This is a genomic window from Synechococcus sp. CS-1328 (assembly GCF_025128095.1).
GTDB lineage: Bacteria > Cyanobacteriota > Cyanobacteriia > PCC-6307 > Cyanobiaceae > CBW1002.
Window position 1 is genome coordinate 1 of record NZ_JAHLYT010000011.1, and the last position, 15,090, is coordinate 15,090.

A 15,090-nucleotide genomic window follows, 5' to 3' on the forward strand; every position below is an offset into this window, starting at 1 on the left:
GGCGTCGCCGGCGACGCCGGGGGGGGCAGGGCGTCACCTGGCCGCGGCTCTGCTGATGCTGGCGGTGGCGCTGGCCCTGATTCTGTTGCTGCCCCTGCCTGCCCTCGCTGTCACTCAGAGCTCAGCCCGGTCCGGCGTGAGCCTGCCCGAGCAGTTCGAACAGGCCATGGCCGCCAGCCGCGACGGCCGCTTCAGCGAAGCCCTGCCCCTCTGGGATGGAGTGCTGGAGCAGGACCCCAGCCAGGCCGCGGCCTGGAGCAACCGCGGCAATGTGCGGCTGGCCCTGGGCGATCCGGAGGGTGCCATCGAAGACCAGGGCCGGGCCATGGCGCTCGATCCGCTCAATCCCGATCCCCACCTCAACCGGGGAACTGCCGAGGAGGCATTGCAGCGCTGGCAGGCCGCCGCCGACGACTACACCTGGATCCTGGAGCGGGATCCCGCTGACGCCTCGGCGCTCTACAACCTTGGCAACGTGCGTGGGTCCCAGGGCGACTGGACAGAGGCGCGCCGCTGTTACGACGCGGCAGACCTGGCCCGTCCCGGTTTCGCCATGGCCCGCTCCAGCGCCGCCCTGGCCGCCTTCCAGCTGGGGGATCTCGAGACCGCCGAACGCCAGTTCAGGCAGCTGATCCGCCGCTACCCCCTGTTCGCCGATGCCCGCGCCGGTCTCACCGCCCTGCTCTGGCGGCAGGGGGCGCAGGGGGAGGCCGAGAGCCACTGGGCGGCGGCCTCCGGTCTCGATCCGCGCTATCGCCAGGAAGAATGGCTGTTGCGGATACGGCGCTGGCCACCCGTGCCCGTGCAGGCTCTGGCCCAGTTCCTGGCCCTGGCCTCCTGACAACCACCTCGATGCCCCTGCCCCTTGCCACCGGATCCGACACCACCCGTTCCACGACGGATGGTTGCGGTGCCCATCCGCTGGCCGACTGGCAGGGTCTCGGCCTCGAGGCCAGCCTGGCCGAGGTGTTGCCGGAGCTGATTCAGCTGCGCCGTCACATCCACCGCCATCCCGAGCTCAGCGGCCATGAGCAGCAGACCGCTGCCCTGGTGGCCGGCGAGCTGCGCCGCTGGGGCTGGCGGGTGCGTGAGGGGGTGGGCCGCACCGGTGTGCTGGCCGAACTGGGGCCTGAGGGGCCGGAGGTGCCTCTGGTGGCCCTGCGGGTCGATATGGACGCCCTGCCGGTGGAGGAGCGCACCGGCCTTGACTACGCCTCCACCCGCCAGGGGTTGATGCATGCCTGCGGCCACGATCTGCACACTGCCGTGGGGCTGGGGGTGGCGCACGTGCTGGCCCCCCTTGCCGGGCTGCTGACGGCGCGGGTACGGCTGCTGTTCCAGCCCGCCGAAGAGACGGCCCAGGGTGCGACCTGGATGCGGGCCGATGGCGCCATGGAGGGGGTGCAGGCCCTGTTCGGCGTGCACGTCTTCCCCAGCCTGGCGGTCGGTTCGATCGGGGTGCGCTGCGGCAGCCTCACCGCCGCAGCCGGAGAGCTGGAGGTGGAGGTGCTCGGGGAAGGGGGGCATGGCGCCCGCCCGCACCAGTCCACCGATGCCATCTGGATCGCGGCGCGGGTGGTGAGTGGTCTGCAGGAGGCGATCAGCCGCCGGCTCGATGCCCTCCATCCTGTGGTGGTGAGCTTCGGCCGGATCGAGGGGGGCAAGGCCTTCAACGTGATCGCCGATCACGTGCGTCTGCTCGGCACCGTGCGCTGCCTCGATCTGGAGCTCCATGCCCAGCTGCCCGGCTGGATCGAGGACACGGTCCAGGCGCTCTGCCGGGGCCATGGCGGCGAGGCCCGGGTGCGCTACCGCTGCATCTCGCCGCCGGTGCACAACGATCCTGAACTCACCGAGCTGGTGGCGGAGGCCGCCACCGAGCTGCTGGGCCGCGACCAGGTGCGCTGGTTGGAGCAGCCCTCGCTGGGGGCGGAGGATTTTGCCGAGCTGCAGCAGGGCACCCGCGGCACCATGTTCCGCCTCGGGGTGGCGGGTGCCACGGGGTGCACGCCCCTGCACAGCAACACCTTCGCGCCGGATGAAGCAGCCCTGGCGGTGGGGGTGAAGGTGCTCACCCTCAGCCTGCTGCGCTGGATGGAGCGCCAGGCCAGTGCCGGCCCGTTGGCATGACGCTTCCTCCCGCTGGCTCGCCTGCCCGAACGGTCCGCCCGTTGCTGGCGCTGTCATCGCTTCTGCTGATCCTGCTCGCTCTGGTGGCGCTGCTGCTGCGCCAGGGGGCAGACCGGATGCAGGCGATCCCGGCCCTGTTGATCGGGGTGGGGCTGCAGGCCTCCAGCCTGGTGGGCCGCCGCCGGCGTCGCGCCCAGCTGCTGGGTGACCTAAGACAGGACAATGGCTGACCCGATCGATCTCAATGCTCTGCGCCAGGCCATTGCCTCCGGCGATCCCAGCCGGGCGATGCCGGCACTGGCGGGGCTGAGGCAGGTGCCTGCTGAGCAGGCGATCCCCCTGCTGCTGCTGGGTCTGGAGCAGACCACCTTCATGATCCGCTCGCTCAGTTGCGCCGGCCTGGGGGTCAAACGCAACGATGCCGCCCGCCAGGCCCTGGTGCAGGCCCTTCAGCATGATGAGGATGCCAATGTGCGCGCCGAAGCCGCCAATTCCCTGGTGAGCTACGGCCACGTTGAGGCCTGGCCTCTGGTGCGCCAAGCGTTTGTGGTGGATCACCAGTGGCTGGTGCGCTGCAGCATCCTCTCGGCCCTGGCGGAACATCCGGAGATGCCGGATGCCTGGCTGCTGGATCTTGCCCAGCTGGCGATCGCCGATGGCGACGGCACCGTGCGGGTGGGGGGTGCCGAGATCCTCGGACGGCTGGTGCAGAAGCCGGGCTTGCCATTGGCACCGGCCCCCTCTGCGGCCCAGTCCAGCGACGTGGCCCGTCGTCTGCTGGTGGAACTGCAGCAGGATCCCGACCATCGGGTCGTCGCGGCGGCCCTCAACGGTCTGCAGGGCAGCTGATCAGCCGTGGCTCCGGCGCAGGACGCAGCGCCACTTCGTTTCAGCCTTGCTAGGTTTCCAAAGTCACTAGGGGTGCCCGGCACACGGCTTCACGCTTGTCTGCCCAGGGCTGAGATCACACCCTCCGAACCTGATCCGGGTCATGCCGGCGCAGGGAAGTGAGAACGAACTCCAGCTGCGCCCCAATCCGTCCGTGTCCGTTGCTCTGCATCGGTTCAATGGGATGTTGTCCACCTTTGCCCGCCCCCTCATGCGCAGCGCCTGGATTGAGAAGCGTCGTGGTCACGCCAATGTGAGCCAGATGCACTTTGCCCGGCAGGGCGTTGTGACGGAAGAAATGGCCTTTGTGGCCCAGCGGGAGAACCTGCCCGAATCGCTGGTGATGGAGGAGGTGGCGCGGGGTCGCATGATCATCCCGGCCAACATCAACCACGAGAATCTGGAGCCGATGGCGATCGGCATCGCCAGCAAGTGCAAGGTGAATGCCAACATCGGCGCTTCCCCCAACGCCAGTGATGTGAGCGAAGAGCTGAAGAAGCTCGAGCTGGCCGTGAAGTACGGCGCCGATACCGTGATGGATCTTTCCACCGGTGGCGTCAATCTTGATGAGGTGCGCACGGCGATCATCCAGGCATCACCGGTGCCGATTGGCACGGTGCCCGTCTATCAGGCGCTCGAGAGTGTGCACGGCTCGATCGAGAAGCTCTCGGAAGATGATTTCCTCCAAATCATCGAAAAGCACTGCCAGCAGGGGGTTGACTACCAGACCATCCACGCCGGTCTGCTGATTGAGCACCTGCCCAAGGTGAAGGGACGCCTCACCGGCATCGTGAGCCGGGGCGGGGGCATCCTGGCCCAGTGGATGCTCTACCACCACAAGCAGAATCCTCTGTTCACGCGCTTCGACGACATCTGCGAGATTTTCAAGCGCTACGACTGCAGCTTCTCACTCGGTGATTCCCTGCGGCCCGGCTGCCTGCACGATGCCTCCGATGAGGCCCAGCTGGCCGAACTCAAGACCCTCGGGGAACTCACCCGCCGGGCCTGGGCCCACGATATCCAGGTGATGGTGGAGGGTCCGGGCCATGTGCCCATGGATCAGATCGAGTTCAACGTGCGTAAGCAGATGGAGGAATGTGCCGAAGCCCCCTTCTACGTGCTCGGCCCGTTGGTGACCGATATCGCCCCTGGCTATGACCACATCACCAGCGCCATCGGCGCCGCCATGGCCGGTTGGTATGGCACGGCCATGCTCTGCTACGTGACGCCCAAGGAGCACCTGGGCTTGCCCAATCCGGAAGACGTGCGCAACGGCCTGATCGCCTACAAGATCGCCGCCCACGCCGCCGACATCGCCCGCCATCGTCCCGGTGCCCGCGACCGCGACGACGAGCTCAGCCGTGCCCGCTACGCCTTCGACTGGAACAGGCAGTTTGATCTGTCCCTGGATCCGGAGCGGGCTCGCGAGTATCACGACGAGACCCTGCCAGCGGACATCTACAAGCAGGCCGAATTCTGCTCAATGTGTGGGCCGAAGCACTGCCCGATGCAGACCAAGATCACCGACGAGGATCTGGCTGGTCTGGCCGAAGTGCTCAAAGAGCAGAAGGTTGGTGAAGCAGCGACGGTGTGAATCAGGTCGATAGACCTTGCAGACCCGGGTTTCCCCCGGGTTTTTGATTGTCCCTGGATTTGTTGGCTATGAGCCAGAATTGGTTTTCTGTGCTCGTAGAGGTGAAGGGCACTGATCCGTTGTTGATGGGTTGGCCTGAATGATTGTCGTGACAGTTCTGCTTCCTGTTGGTCGATCAATGTTCATCGATGGCGCTACCTGCGCCCTGCCTCCTGTTAGTGATGCCTTACAAAAAAAGCCCCGCCTGAAGGCGGGGCTGGGGGCTGGTCGGGGAAGAAAGATCACCCCAGAGCTTTGGCCTTGGCCACCACGTTATCGACGGTGAAGCCGAACTTCTCCAGGCACACAGGCCCGGGGGCCGAGGCGCCGAAACGGTCGATCGAGACGGTGTCGCCATCGAGGCCCACGAATTTGTGCCAGCCAAAGGAGCTGGAGGCTTCCACCACCAGGCGTTTGCGCACGGCGGCAGGCAGCACGGTTTCGCGATAGGCGGCGTCCTGCTCCTCAAACAGTTCGACGCAGGGCATCGACACGACGCGCACGTTCTTGCCGTCGGCACGCAGCTGGGCGGCGGCCTTGGTGCAGAGCTCAAGCTCGGTGCCGGAGCCGATCAGGATCAGCTCGGGGGTGCCGTCGCTGTCTTCCAGGATGTAGCCACCCTTGGCCACAGCGGCGAGGCTGGAGCCTGCCTGGTTGGCCATGGCCTGACGGCTGAGGGCAAGCACGGTGGGGCGGTTGCGGTTGGTCACAGCCACCTGGTAGGCGCCGCTGGTTTCGTTGCCATCACCAGGGCGCATCACCAGCAGGTTGGGGATCGAGCGGAGGCTGGCGAGCGTTTCCACGGGCTGGTGGGTGGGACCGTCTTCGCCGAGGCCGATCGAATCGTGCGTCAGCACGTAGATCACACCCAGTTCACTCAGGGCCGAGAGGCGCATGGCGCCCACCATGTACCCCGCGAACACCAGGAAGGTGCCGCCATAGGGGATCAGACCACTGCCGTGATACGCAATGCCATTCAGGATCGCGGCCATGGCGTGCTCGCGCACACCGAAGTGGAGGTAGCGATTGCCTTCGCCGCCCTTCTGGAAGCTGGCCTCACCCTTGATGTCGGTGAGGTTGGAGTGGGTTAGGTCGGCGGAACCGCCGATCAGTTCGGGCAGGGCAGGGCCGATCGCGTTGAGGCAGTTGTAGGAGTGCTGCCGCGTGGCCAGACCCTTGTCGGCCACGGTGTAGGTCGGCAGCTTGGCGTCCCAGCCTTGGGGCAGTTCACCGCGCAACATCCGCTCGAACTCGGCGGCTTCAGCCGGGTACTGGCTGCGGTAGTCGCTCAGGTTCGCGGTCCACTCCGCTTCAGCGGCTTCACCGCGGCTGATCGCCTGGCGCCAGTGGTCGTAGGCCTCTTGAGGTACTTCGAAAGCGCCGTAGCTCCAGTCGAGGGCCTTGCGGGTCAGCTCGGCTTCGTCGGCGCCGAGGGCTGCGCCGTGAACACCGGCGGTGTTGGCCTTGTTGGGAGAGCCATAGCCGATCGTGGTGGTCACCTTGATCATCGACGGCTTGTCGGTGACCGCCTTGGCCTCTTCAATCGCCTTGGCGATGGCGGCCACATCGGTGTTGCCGTCGGGCACGTGAATCACATGCCAGCCATATGCTTCGTAGCGCTTCAGCACATCCTCGGTGAACGACACCGCGGTGTTGCCGTCGATGGTGATGTGGTTGTCGTCGTAGAGGGCAATCAGCTTGCCCAGGCCCAGGTGGCCGGCCAGGGAGGCGGCTTCGCTGCTGACGCCCTCCTGATGGCAGCCATCGCCCATGATCACGTAGGTGGTGTGATCAACAAGCGTGCAGCCGGGCTTGTTGAACTTGGCGGCCATATGAGCTTCGGCGATCGCCAGGCCCACCGCGTTGGAGATGCCCTGGCCCAGGGGGCCGGTGGTCACCTCAACTCCGGGAGTCTCGAAGGTTTCGGGGTGGCCCGGAGTCTTGGAGCCCCACTGGCGGAACTGCTTGATGTCGTCAATGCTCACCGAGTCGTAGCCGGTGAGGTGCAGCAGCGCGTACAGCAGCATGCAACCGTGGCCGGCCGAGAGCACGAAGCGATCCCGGTTGAACCACTTCGGATTCCGGGGGTTGTGCTTCAGCACCTTGTCCCACAGGGCGAAGGCCATCGGTGCGCAGCCCATGGGCAGGCCGGGGTGGCCTGAGTTGGACTTGTTGATCGCGTCGACCGCCAGGAAGCGGATGCTGTTGATGCAGAGGCTTTCGACCGACGTGGGGGTGGCGACGACCATGGGTGGCAGCTGAGGGATAAGGGGGAGAGGAATCCGTGGGCCGAGCCCGGGAGAGCTGGGATCAGCTCATCCGACGGAAGGCGAGACAGACGTTGTGACCACCGAAACCGAAGGAGTTCGAGAGCACCACGTTCAGCTTCTGTTCCCTGGCCTGATTGGGAACGACATCCAGATCACAGGCTGGATCCGGATTTTGGTAATTGATCGTAGGGGGTACGAGGTCGTGGCCAATCGCCAGCACCGCCGCCACGGCTTCGATGCCGCCGCTGCCGCCGAGCAGATGGCCGGTCATCGACTTGGTGGAGCTCACCGGAATCCGGTAGGCGTGATCACCGAGGGCCGCCTTGATGGCCGAGGTCTCGTTGCTGTCATTGGCCTGGGTGCTGGTGCCGTGGGCATTGACGTAGTCGACCTGCTCGGGCTCGAGGCCGCCATCGCGCAGGGCAAGCCGCATGGCCTCGGCGCCACCGACGCCACCCGGAGATGGGGAGGTGATGTGATGGGCATCACAGGTCATGCCGTAACCCACGACCTCGGCCAGGATTTCGGCGCCCCGGGCTTTGGCGTGTTCGAGGCTTTCCAGCACCAGGATGCCGGAGCCTTCGCCGATCACGAAACCGTTGCGCTCGGCGTCGAAGGGGCGGCTGGCGGTGGCGGGATCATCGTTGCGGAACGAGAGCGCCTTGGCGCTGGCAAAGCCAGCCACTCCCAGGGGAGTGATCGCCGATTCGGCGCCACCGCAGATCATCACGTCCGCCAGGCCCATCTGGATCAGGCGGTAGGCATCGCCGATGGCGTTGGAGCCGGCGGCGCAGGCCGTGGCCACGGCGCTGCTCGGACCCTTGGCCCCCAGGGCGATCGCCGCCAGGCCGGTGGCCATGTTGGGGATCATCATCGGCACGCAGAAGGGGCTGACCCGATCCGGGCCGCGATCCTTGAGCACGTGCGCCTGGGTCTCCATCATCAGCAGACCGCCCACGCCGGAGCCGATCGCAACGCCGACGCGGTGCTGATTGCTCTCGTCGACCACGAGGCCGGCATGGCCCACGGCCTGTTTGGCCGCCACAACACCGAACTGGCAGAAACGGTCCCAGCGCTTGACTTCCTTGGGCTCCAGCCAACCTTTGGAATCGAAGTTCTTGACTTCCGCGGCGAAGCGGCAGGCATGGCGCGCCGCATCGAACAGGGTGATCGGTGCCACCCCATTGCGCGCTGCGCTCAACCCTTCCCAGTACTGGGAAACGTCATTACCGATCGGTGTGACCGCGCCGAGACCTGTGACGACGACGCGGTGGAATCCCTCCACCATCAATCGCCTCAGGCTTGCTTGTCCAGGATGTACTTGACCGCATCACCAACGGTGGTGATGCCTTCAGCAGCCTCGTCGGGAATCTCGATGTCAAAGGCCTCTTCCAGGGCCATGACCAGCTCGACGGTATCGAGTGAGTCGGCGCCCAGATCGTTCTGGAAGTTGGATTCGGGCTTCACCTCGCCGGCGTCGACGCTGAGCTGCTCGGCAACGATCGAACGGACTTTCTCGAAGATCGCTTCCTGGGACATGGCCGCTGGGGAGGGAGGCCGCATCCTACGGGTCGCCCTGAACCGGTCCCCCCGGTCTTATGAACAAGGGTGACGGCCTCGCACCCTGCCGGCCTGCTCTCCTGCCGGTGTCGGTACGTTCGTGGCCACGCCGTCCGTTACCGGCCACCTCCCCACCGAGGCACATGTCACACGCCGTCAAGATCTACGACACCTGCATCGGCTGCACCCAGTGTGTGCGCGCCTGCCCCCTCGACGTGCTCGAGATGGTGCCCTGGGATGGCTGCAAGGCCAGCCAGATTGCCTCCTCTCCCCGCACCGAGGATTGTGTCGGCTGCAAGCGCTGTGAAACCGCTTGCCCCACGGACTTCCTCTCGATCCGCGTCTACCTGGGCGATGAGACCAGCCGCTCCATGGGCCTGGCCTACTGAGTCGGGCTGGTCTGGGCGTGCCGCTGCGGCGACTCTGCCTTCCATTTCTGTTGCGACCACTCAGCTCTACAGCTGAATGAGTCACTTTCCAGCACTGCAGCAGAGGGGCTGCTCTTGCAGTGATGGATCAGAAGAATCGGCTCCCATAAGCTCAGCTCGGCCCATCGCCGGGCTTTTTTTTGCCCTTCCCGCTGCAGACGCCCCTATGTGCGGCATCGTTGCCCTGATCGGATCGCGGGAGGTGGCTCCCCAGCTGCTGGAAGGGCTGCGTCAGCTGGAATACCGGGGCTACGACTCGGCTGGGATCGCCACAGTGGAGGCGGTCTCCACAGATGCGGCCGCCGTGGATGCCGGCAGGGTGGATGGTGGCCCGCGCTCGGATGGGCGTGCCACTCAGGGCCTGCTGCACTGCCTCCGGGCCGAGGGGAAGCTGGTCAATCTCACGGCCCGTTACGAGGCTGAGGGGGCCCCGGGCCACTGCGGCATCGGCCACACCCGCTGGGCCACCCATGGCAAGCCGGAGGAGCGCAACGCCCATCCCCATCTCGATGGCAGCGGCCGTCTGGCGGTGGTGCAGAACGGCATCATTGAGAACCATCGCAGCCTGCGGGAGGAGCTTCAGGCCGGCGGCGTCGTGTTCCGCTCCGACACCGACACCGAGGTGATTCCGCACCTCGTCGCACGCCGCCTGTCGGAGCTGCGTCACCAGGGCCGCCGCGTCGGTGGGCAGCTGTTGCTTGAGGCTGTGCAGGACGTGCTGCCGCTCCTGCATGGCGCCTATGCCCTGGCCCTGGTCTGGGCCGAGGCTCCTGGGGCCCTGGTGGTGGCCCGGCGGGCGGCGCCGCTGCTGATCGGCCTGGGCGAGGGGGAGTTTCTCTGCGCCAGCGACACCCCTGCCCTGGCCGGCTTCACCCGCACGATCCTGCCTCTTGAAGATGGCGAGGTGGCGCTGCTGACGCCCCTGGGCATCGAGCTCTATGACGCCCAGCGGGAGCGGGTGGAGCGCACCCCATCGCTGCTGAGCGGCACCGAGCACGTGGCGGACAAGCGCAGCTTCCGCCACTTCATGCTCAAGGAGATCCACGAGCAGCCGGAAACGGCGGCCCTGTGGGTGGCCCGGCATCTGCTGCAGCCCAGCCCTGAGCTGCAGGCCGATGGCGGGGCGGACCCCGGTGCCGATGGTCTGGCCCTGGTGGCGTTACCGCTGGATGAGGCGGTGTACGAGGAGGTGGAGCGGATCCAGATCCTGGCCTGCGGCACCAGTCGCCATGCCGCCCAGGTGGGAGCCCACCTGCTGGAGCAGCTGGCCGGCATCCCCACCAGCGTCTACTACGCCAGCGAGTTTCGGTATGCACCGCCGCCGTTGGTCCCCCACACGCTCACGATCGGGGTGACCCAGTCTGGCGAGACGGCAGACACCCTGGCGGCACTGGCGATGGAGCGGGACCGGCGCCGGCTGGTGGCCGATCCGGCCTATGCCCCGAAGCTGCTGGGCATCACCAACCGTCCGGAGAGCTCCCTGGGCCGTCTGGTGCCCCACATCCTCGACATCGGCGCCGGCATCGAAGTGGGGGTGGCGGCCACCAAGACCTTCCTCGGCCAGCTGCTGGCCTTCTATGGGCTGGCTCTGGCCTTCGCGGAGCGCCGTGGCGGCGGTCGGGCCGGTTGCCCTCCGGATCAGCTGCGCTCTCTGGCGGAAGGGCTGCGCCAGATCCCGGCCCTGCTCCAGGACTTGGTGATCGATCATGACCGCCGCTGTGAGGAGCTGGCCCACCTGTTCGCCGACACCCAGGACGTGATCTTCCTGGGCCGGGGCATCAACTATCCGATCGCTCTGGAGGGTGCTCTGAAACTCAAGGAGATCAGCTACATCCATGCCGAGGGCTACCCGGCCGGCGAGATGAAGCATGGCCCGATTGCCCTGCTCGATGCCCGGGTGCCGGTGGTGTCGATCGCCATGCCCGGTCCGGTGTTCGAGAAGGTGCTCAGCAATGCCCAGGAGGCCAAGGCCCGCGATGCCCAGCTGATCGGCGTGGCACCGGAAGGTCCGGACACCACCCTGTTCGACCAGCTGCTGCCCATGCCGGAGGTGGAGGAGATGCTCAGCCCCCTGCTCACCGTGATCCCGATGCAGTTGCTCAGTTATCACATCGCTGCCCACAGGGGGCTGGATGTGGATCAGCCGCGCAATCTGGCCAAGAGCGTCACGGTCGAGTGAGTCATCAAGTCAGTCAGCTGACCACGCGCAGATCGCTGCGGCCATAGCGATCCTCGAAGCGGACGATGTCGTCTTCCCCCAGGTACGGGCCGCTCTGCACCTCGATCAGCTCCACCGGGATCTTGCCCGGGTTGGTCAGGCGGTGCTTCGCACCCAGCGGGATGTAGGTGCTCTGGTTCTCCCCCACCAGCTCCTCCACGCCGTTTTTCTCCACCATCGCCGTTCCCTGCACCACCACCCAGTGCTCGGCCCGGTGGTGGTGCATCTGCAGCGACAGGCTCGCGCCGGGCTTCACCTGGATCTTCTTCACCTGCCAGCGCTCCCCTTCCGTGACCCCGTCGTAGTGCCCCCAGGGGCGGTAGATGCGGCGGTGGGCCTTGCTTTCCGGCGCACCGGCCCGCTCCAGTAGTCCCACCACCGCTTTGACCTCCTGGGCCCGGTCCCGATGGGCCACCAGCACCACATCGTCCGTTTCCACCACCACCAGGTCGTCCACCCCCAGCCCCACCACCAGCCGGTGTTCGCTGCGCAGATAGCAGTTGCGGCTGTCCTGGCTGATCACCCGGCCCCGCAGCACGTTGCCGGCCTCGTCCTGGTCTCCGGTTTCCCACAGGGCGCTCCAGCTGCCCACATCGCTCCAGCCCGCCGCCAACGGCAGCACCGCCCCCAGCTTCGTCTTCTCCATCACCGCCACATCGATCGCCACGTTTGGGCAGCCGGCGAAGGCTTCCCGCTCCAGCCGCAGGAATTCCAGGTCGCTGCTGTCGTGCTCCAGGGCGGCCCGGCAGGCGCTCACCACCTCAGGGGCCAGCCGGTCCAGTTCCGCCAGGATCGAGCTGGCGCGGAACAGAAACATGCCGCTGTTCCAGGTGAAGTGGCCGCTGGCCAGAAACTGCTCGGCGGTGGCCCGATCCGGCTTCTCCACGAACCGCCGGATCGGCAGGGGGGCCAGAATCGCCCCTGCCCCGCTCGCTTGGGTGGCGCTGGAGGTCCCAGCCGTGGCGTTGGACGGCATCGGCTCCTGGACCTCGGATTCGATATAGCCGTAGCCGGTTTCCGGAGCGCTCGGCACGATCCCGAAGGTGACCAGCTGGCCCGCCGCCGCCGCCGGCAGGCCCGCCAGCACCGTGGCGCGGAAGCGGACCGGATCACGGATCACATGGTCGGCCGCCAGCACCAGCAGCAGGGGGTCCTCTCCCCGGCTGGTGGCCTGCAGCGCCGCCACCGCCACCGCCGGTGCCGTGTTGCGTGCCACCGGTTCCAGCAGGATCGCCGCCGGCTCCACACCGATCTGGCGCATCTGCTCGGCCACGATGAAGCGGTGGTCTTCGTTGCAGATCAACAGCGGCGCTGCCAGGCCCGGCAGACCCGCCAGCCGCTGCTGGGTCTGCTGCAGCAAGGTCTCCTCGGCATCCCCAGCCAGGGCCCAGTACTGCTTGGGATAGCTCGCCCGCGACAGCGGCCACAGCCGCGTGCCCGTGCCGCCGCAGAGGATCACCGGCACGAGGGGGGCTGAGGAGGAGGGCGCCATGGGGAGGATCCCGCTGCAGTCGTGGGTTCGTTCCATTCAATCGGACCCGATGGCGTCTTGCCGCCCCGGCTGGCATCAGCCGTGCAGCCTCAGAGGTGCCGTCTCAGAGATCGAGCAGGCCCGGGGGCGGGGTAAGGCCGATCCAGCCCTGGGCGAGGTTCACCTCCGGAACGATCGCCTCCACGAAGGGAATCAGCAGGGGGCGAGCCGCCGTGTCTCCACCAGTGGTGCGTTCCACCTCGAGCAGATCGTTGCCGGCATGGATCAGGTCGCGCACGGTGCCGATCACCTCCCCGCTCGGCAGCAGCCGCACCTCCAGCCCCACCAGATCGAGCACGTGGAACTCGCCCTCCTCCAGCGGCGGACGGTCGCTGGAGGGCACCAGCATCTCTTCGCCCACCAGCGCCTCGGCGGCTTCGCGGCTGTGGATGCCCTCAAAACACACCACGAACAGCTCCTTGCCCGGTAGCTGCCGGCCCCGTTGCAGCACCAGCTGCCGTGGCTGGCCCTGGCGGCCCTTCATCCAGCGGGCACCGGGGCGGGTGAATCGCTCCGGGAAATCGCTCAGGGGCAACACCCGCACCTCCCCCTGCAGGCCCTGGGCGGCCACCACCCGACCCACCACGAGCATCTCGGTTTCGCTCATCGCCTCTCTTGCCCCCGAACCCCCGATAATGACGCCACGCGCCGGCCCGATCCGGGCTTCTTCCATGGCTGACCTTCCGATCCTGCCCGGCTCCACCGTGGTGGTGAACGATGCCCGCTCGATCTACAACGGCTACCGGGGCTTTGTGCAGCGGATCAGCGGCAGCCGGGCGGCAGTCCTGTTTGAGGGCGGCAACTGGGACAAGCTCGTGACCATGCCCCTCACGGCCCTGGCTCAGGCCTGACGCCTGCGCTCTGCCTGAGCCTCCCAGCCTGAACCTCCGTGTCGTGATCTGAGTGTCCTGCGGGCCGTGCCTTCAGGACGGTTGTTGACGAATGTGCTCCAGGGCAGCTCGGGCGGCCTGTTGCTCGGCTTCGCGGCGGGAACCCCCCCAGCCCTCACCCAGGGGCTGCGCTACCGGCTTGGCTTCATGGGTGGCAGGCAGGCTGACGCGGCAGTGGAAGCGTCGGGGGTCGGCGTGGCGGCGGTTGCGCTCCAGGCAGCGGTAGACGGGCAGGCCCAGGCCCTGGCCCTGGCTCCATTCCTGCAGGGCGGATTTCCAGTTGTGCTGATCCGGATCAGCCAGCAGCTCGGCGGTGGTCTGCCGCCAGTGGGAATCCAGCCAGAGATGCACGGGCACGAGGCTCCCTCCCCAGCTGTCGTAGAGGCCGCCGATCAGGGCCTCGCAGGTTTCGGCCAGCACGGTGCGGCGGCCGGCGAGGTCGCCCTCGGCCATGGCGCCGATCCGCACCACATCCGCCAGGCCGCAGCGCTCCGCCAGGTCTGCCAGCCAGCGGTCGCTCACCAGCTGGGCGCGCAAGGCCGAGCACTGACCCACGCTCAGATTGGGATGCTGCCGCTGCAGGTATTCCGCCGCAGCCAGCCGCAGCACCGCATCGCCAAGAAACTCCAGCCGGTCGTGGTGATGCGCCAGACCGGCGGAGGTGTGGGTCAGGGCTTCATCGATCAGGGCCAGCGCCTCGGGGCCGTCACCGGGACCGCCGGCAGCGGTGGGATCCAGGCCGAGCCTCTGCAGCAGGGCCAGCAGCTGGTGCCGTCGTTGCGGCGCAAGGGCGGGCTGCGGCCGGGGCGTCGCAGGCATGTGCGGGCGTCAGGGCTTGGGCGGGATCGGGGGCAAGGAGGGAAAGCAGGACATAAGCCGGGTTCTGTTCTCCACCGCCCGGAGGCGGGGAGGGTGATCATCTGTCTGGGACCGCCGTTACCGGCGGCCTCGAGCGGCGCACTTGGGGCGGGACGGGTGCCATGGCCAACCGTTGTCCCTGGGCCTTGCTCCCAGCCGGGGTTTACCGAGCCAGCACCTCTCGATGCTGCTGGTGCGCTCTTACCGCACCTTTGCACCCTTACCTGTGCACGGGTCGGGTTGCCCCGGTGCCCGGCCATCGGCGGTGTGTTTCTGTGGCACTCTCCTCACGGTCACCCGCACTGGGCGTTACCCAGCAAGCCTGGCCATTGGGGAGCCCGGACTTTCCTCAACCGGACGCCACCGCACCCCGAAAGGCCCAGCGTCTCCGATCGCGACCACCTCGCCTGCTTTCCGCCGCGACTCTAGGCACCGCCATGTCTGAGGCATTGCCCTTTCTGAGGCACAGCCCTGTCGGGGGGCGTTGCCGATAATGGGGCTCCCAGGTCAACCCCTGGGGCTGTAGCTCAGCCGGATAGAGCGACGGTTTCCTAAACCGTAGGTCGTGGGTTCGAGTCCCGCCAGCCCCGTTCAGGACCTGGTCCGTTGCGCTTGGCAGCTCTCGCCCTGCCGGGCCCGTTCTTCGAGCTGCCTAGGGTTCGAGCTCATCCAGGCAATCAAGGT

Annotated in this window: 14 protein-coding genes, 1 tRNA gene, 1 other RNA gene and 1 riboswitch; of the genes, 9 read left to right on the top strand and 7 right to left on the bottom strand. The window is 67.2% G+C overall.

The genetic code is table 11. The features are described from left to right. Positions 1-55 precede the first annotated feature (55 nt). The 5 genes from KQ310_RS01590 to thiC all read left to right on the top strand — a co-directional run bounded on the left by KQ310_RS01590 (position 56) and on the right by thiC (position 4,612). Positions 56-841 (top strand): tetratricopeptide repeat protein, encoded by a 786-nt coding sequence (locus KQ310_RS01590; RefSeq protein ID WP_259720137.1) that lies wholly within the window; start codon positions 56-58, stop codon positions 839-841. An 11-nt stretch (positions 842-852) separates the two neighbouring features. Next, the gene (locus KQ310_RS01595) at positions 853-2,130 is read left to right on the top strand and encodes an amidohydrolase (RefSeq protein WP_259720050.1); all 1,278 of its coding nucleotides are present in this window, start codon (positions 853-855) and stop codon (positions 2,128-2,130) included. After that, a complete protein-coding gene (locus KQ310_RS01600) occupies positions 2,127-2,360 on the top strand; it encodes a DUF3188 domain-containing protein (RefSeq protein WP_197157640.1) in 234 nt (77 codons plus the stop codon). Before KQ310_RS01595 ends, KQ310_RS01600 begins: the two co-directional genes overlap by 4 nt. Beyond that, on the top strand, positions 2,353-2,979 hold the full coding sequence (locus KQ310_RS01605; RefSeq protein ID WP_259720051.1) for a HEAT repeat domain-containing protein: 627 nt from the start codon (positions 2,353-2,355) through the stop codon (positions 2,977-2,979). Before KQ310_RS01600 ends, KQ310_RS01605 begins: the two co-directional genes overlap by 8 nt. A gap of 58 nt (positions 2,980-3,037) precedes the next feature. Continuing rightward, positions 3,038-3,153: riboswitch (TPP riboswitch) on the top strand. A gap of 76 nt (positions 3,154-3,229) precedes the next feature. Then, positions 3,230-4,612: a phosphomethylpyrimidine synthase ThiC gene (gene thiC, locus KQ310_RS01610; RefSeq protein ID WP_259720138.1), complete on the top strand. Its 1,383-nt coding sequence runs from the start codon at positions 3,230-3,232 to the stop codon at positions 4,610-4,612. Between the two features lie 281 nt (positions 4,613-4,893). Here thiC and tkt read toward each other — a convergent pair whose 3' ends face one another. From tkt to acpP, 3 genes are all read right to left on the bottom strand, one after another. Then, positions 4,894-6,900: a transketolase gene (gene tkt / locus KQ310_RS01615; RefSeq protein WP_259720052.1), complete on the bottom strand. Its 2,007-nt coding sequence runs from the start codon at positions 6,898-6,900 to the stop codon at positions 4,894-4,896. A 61-nt stretch (positions 6,901-6,961) separates the two neighbouring features. Beyond that, on the bottom strand, positions 6,962-8,209 hold the full coding sequence (gene fabF, locus KQ310_RS01620) for a beta-ketoacyl-ACP synthase II (RefSeq protein WP_259720053.1): 1,248 nt from the start codon (positions 8,207-8,209) through the stop codon (positions 6,962-6,964). Between the two features lie 8 nt (positions 8,210-8,217). Beyond that, complete coding sequence (gene acpP / locus KQ310_RS01625; protein WP_197158099.1) at positions 8,218-8,460, bottom strand: acyl carrier protein; 243 nt, start codon at positions 8,458-8,460, stop codon at positions 8,218-8,220. A gap of 164 nt (positions 8,461-8,624) precedes the next feature. Between acpP and psaC the strand changes: the two genes are divergently transcribed. Further along, entirely contained in the window at positions 8,625-8,870 is a 246-nt protein-coding gene (gene psaC / locus KQ310_RS01630; protein WP_131592693.1) for a photosystem I iron-sulfur center protein PsaC, read from the top strand. Between the two features lie 205 nt (positions 8,871-9,075). Continuing rightward, positions 9,076-11,088, top strand: a complete 2,013-nt coding sequence (gene glmS, locus KQ310_RS01635; RefSeq protein WP_259720054.1) for a glutamine--fructose-6-phosphate transaminase (isomerizing) — start codon at positions 9,076-9,078, stop codon at positions 11,086-11,088. 13 nt (positions 11,089-11,101) lie between these two features. On the opposite strand, the gene KQ310_RS01640 is transcribed toward glmS, so the two are convergent. Both KQ310_RS01640 and rimM read right to left on the bottom strand, forming a co-directional pair. After that, on the bottom strand, positions 11,102-12,619 hold the full coding sequence (locus KQ310_RS01640) for a mannose-1-phosphate guanylyltransferase/mannose-6-phosphate isomerase (protein ID WP_259720055.1): 1,518 nt from the start codon (positions 12,617-12,619) through the stop codon (positions 11,102-11,104). A 103-nt stretch (positions 12,620-12,722) separates the two neighbouring features. After that, the gene (gene rimM, locus KQ310_RS01645) at positions 12,723-13,265 is read right to left on the bottom strand and encodes a ribosome maturation factor RimM (RefSeq protein ID WP_259720056.1); all 543 of its coding nucleotides are present in this window, start codon (positions 13,263-13,265) and stop codon (positions 12,723-12,725) included. 64 nt (positions 13,266-13,329) lie between these two features. Between rimM and KQ310_RS01650 the strand changes: the two genes are divergently transcribed. Beyond that, positions 13,330-13,509, top strand: coding sequence for an NAD(P)H dehydrogenase subunit NdhS (locus KQ310_RS01650; protein ID WP_259720057.1), 180 nt, complete (start codon positions 13,330-13,332; stop codon positions 13,507-13,509). Between the two features lie 72 nt (positions 13,510-13,581). Here KQ310_RS01650 and KQ310_RS01655 read toward each other — a convergent pair whose 3' ends face one another. Both KQ310_RS01655 and rnpB read right to left on the bottom strand, forming a co-directional pair. Then, positions 13,582-14,367 carry a ribonuclease III family protein gene (locus tag KQ310_RS01655; protein ID WP_259720058.1) on the bottom strand — a complete coding sequence of 262 codons (786 nt, stop codon included), beginning with the start codon at positions 14,365-14,367 and terminating at the stop codon, positions 13,582-13,584. A gap of 38 nt (positions 14,368-14,405) precedes the next feature. After that, an RNA gene (gene rnpB, locus KQ310_RS01660) (RNase P RNA component class A) lies at positions 14,406-14,820 on the bottom strand. A gap of 102 nt (positions 14,821-14,922) precedes the next feature. Between rnpB and KQ310_RS01665 the strand changes: the two genes are divergently transcribed. Then, positions 14,923-14,996: transfer RNA gene (locus KQ310_RS01665), tRNA-Arg, on the top strand. The last annotated feature ends 94 nt before the right edge of the window (positions 14,997-15,090 follow it).

Excerpts from the sequence above, each read along its gene's own strand:
- KQ310_RS01600 (WP_197157640.1), top strand. The coding sequence starts at position 2,127 with ATGACGCTTCCTCCCGCTGGCTCGCCTGCCCGAACGGTCCGCCCGTTG.
- tkt (WP_259720052.1), bottom strand. The coding sequence starts at position 6,900 with ATGGTCGTCGCCACCCCCACGTCGGTCGAAAGCCTCTGCATCAACAGC.
- KQ310_RS01605 (WP_259720051.1), top strand. The coding sequence starts at position 2,353 with ATGGCTGACCCGATCGATCTCAATGCTCTGCGCCAGGCCATTGCCTCC.
- KQ310_RS01655 (WP_259720058.1), bottom strand. The coding sequence starts at position 14,367 with ATGCCTGCGACGCCCCGGCCGCAGCCCGCCCTTGCGCCGCAACGACGG.
- KQ310_RS01650 (WP_259720057.1), top strand. The coding sequence starts at position 13,330 with ATGGCTGACCTTCCGATCCTGCCCGGCTCCACCGTGGTGGTGAACGAT.
- fabF (WP_259720053.1), bottom strand. The coding sequence starts at position 8,209 with ATGGTGGAGGGATTCCACCGCGTCGTCGTCACAGGTCTCGGCGCGGTC.
- KQ310_RS01595 (WP_259720050.1), top strand. The coding sequence starts at position 853 with ATGCCCCTGCCCCTTGCCACCGGATCCGACACCACCCGTTCCACGACG.
- glmS (WP_259720054.1), top strand. The coding sequence starts at position 9,076 with ATGTGCGGCATCGTTGCCCTGATCGGATCGCGGGAGGTGGCTCCCCAG.
- rimM (WP_259720056.1), bottom strand. The coding sequence starts at position 13,265 with ATGAGCGAAACCGAGATGCTCGTGGTGGGTCGGGTGGTGGCCGCCCAG.
- KQ310_RS01590 (WP_259720137.1), top strand. The coding sequence starts at position 56 with ATGCTGGCGGTGGCGCTGGCCCTGATTCTGTTGCTGCCCCTGCCTGCC.
- acpP (WP_197158099.1), bottom strand. The coding sequence starts at position 8,460 with ATGTCCCAGGAAGCGATCTTCGAGAAAGTCCGTTCGATCGTTGCCGAG.
- psaC (WP_131592693.1), top strand. The coding sequence starts at position 8,625 with ATGTCACACGCCGTCAAGATCTACGACACCTGCATCGGCTGCACCCAG.
- KQ310_RS01640 (WP_259720055.1), bottom strand. The coding sequence starts at position 12,619 with ATGGCGCCCTCCTCCTCAGCCCCCCTCGTGCCGGTGATCCTCTGCGGC.
- thiC (WP_259720138.1), top strand. The coding sequence starts at position 3,230 with ATGCGCAGCGCCTGGATTGAGAAGCGTCGTGGTCACGCCAATGTGAGC.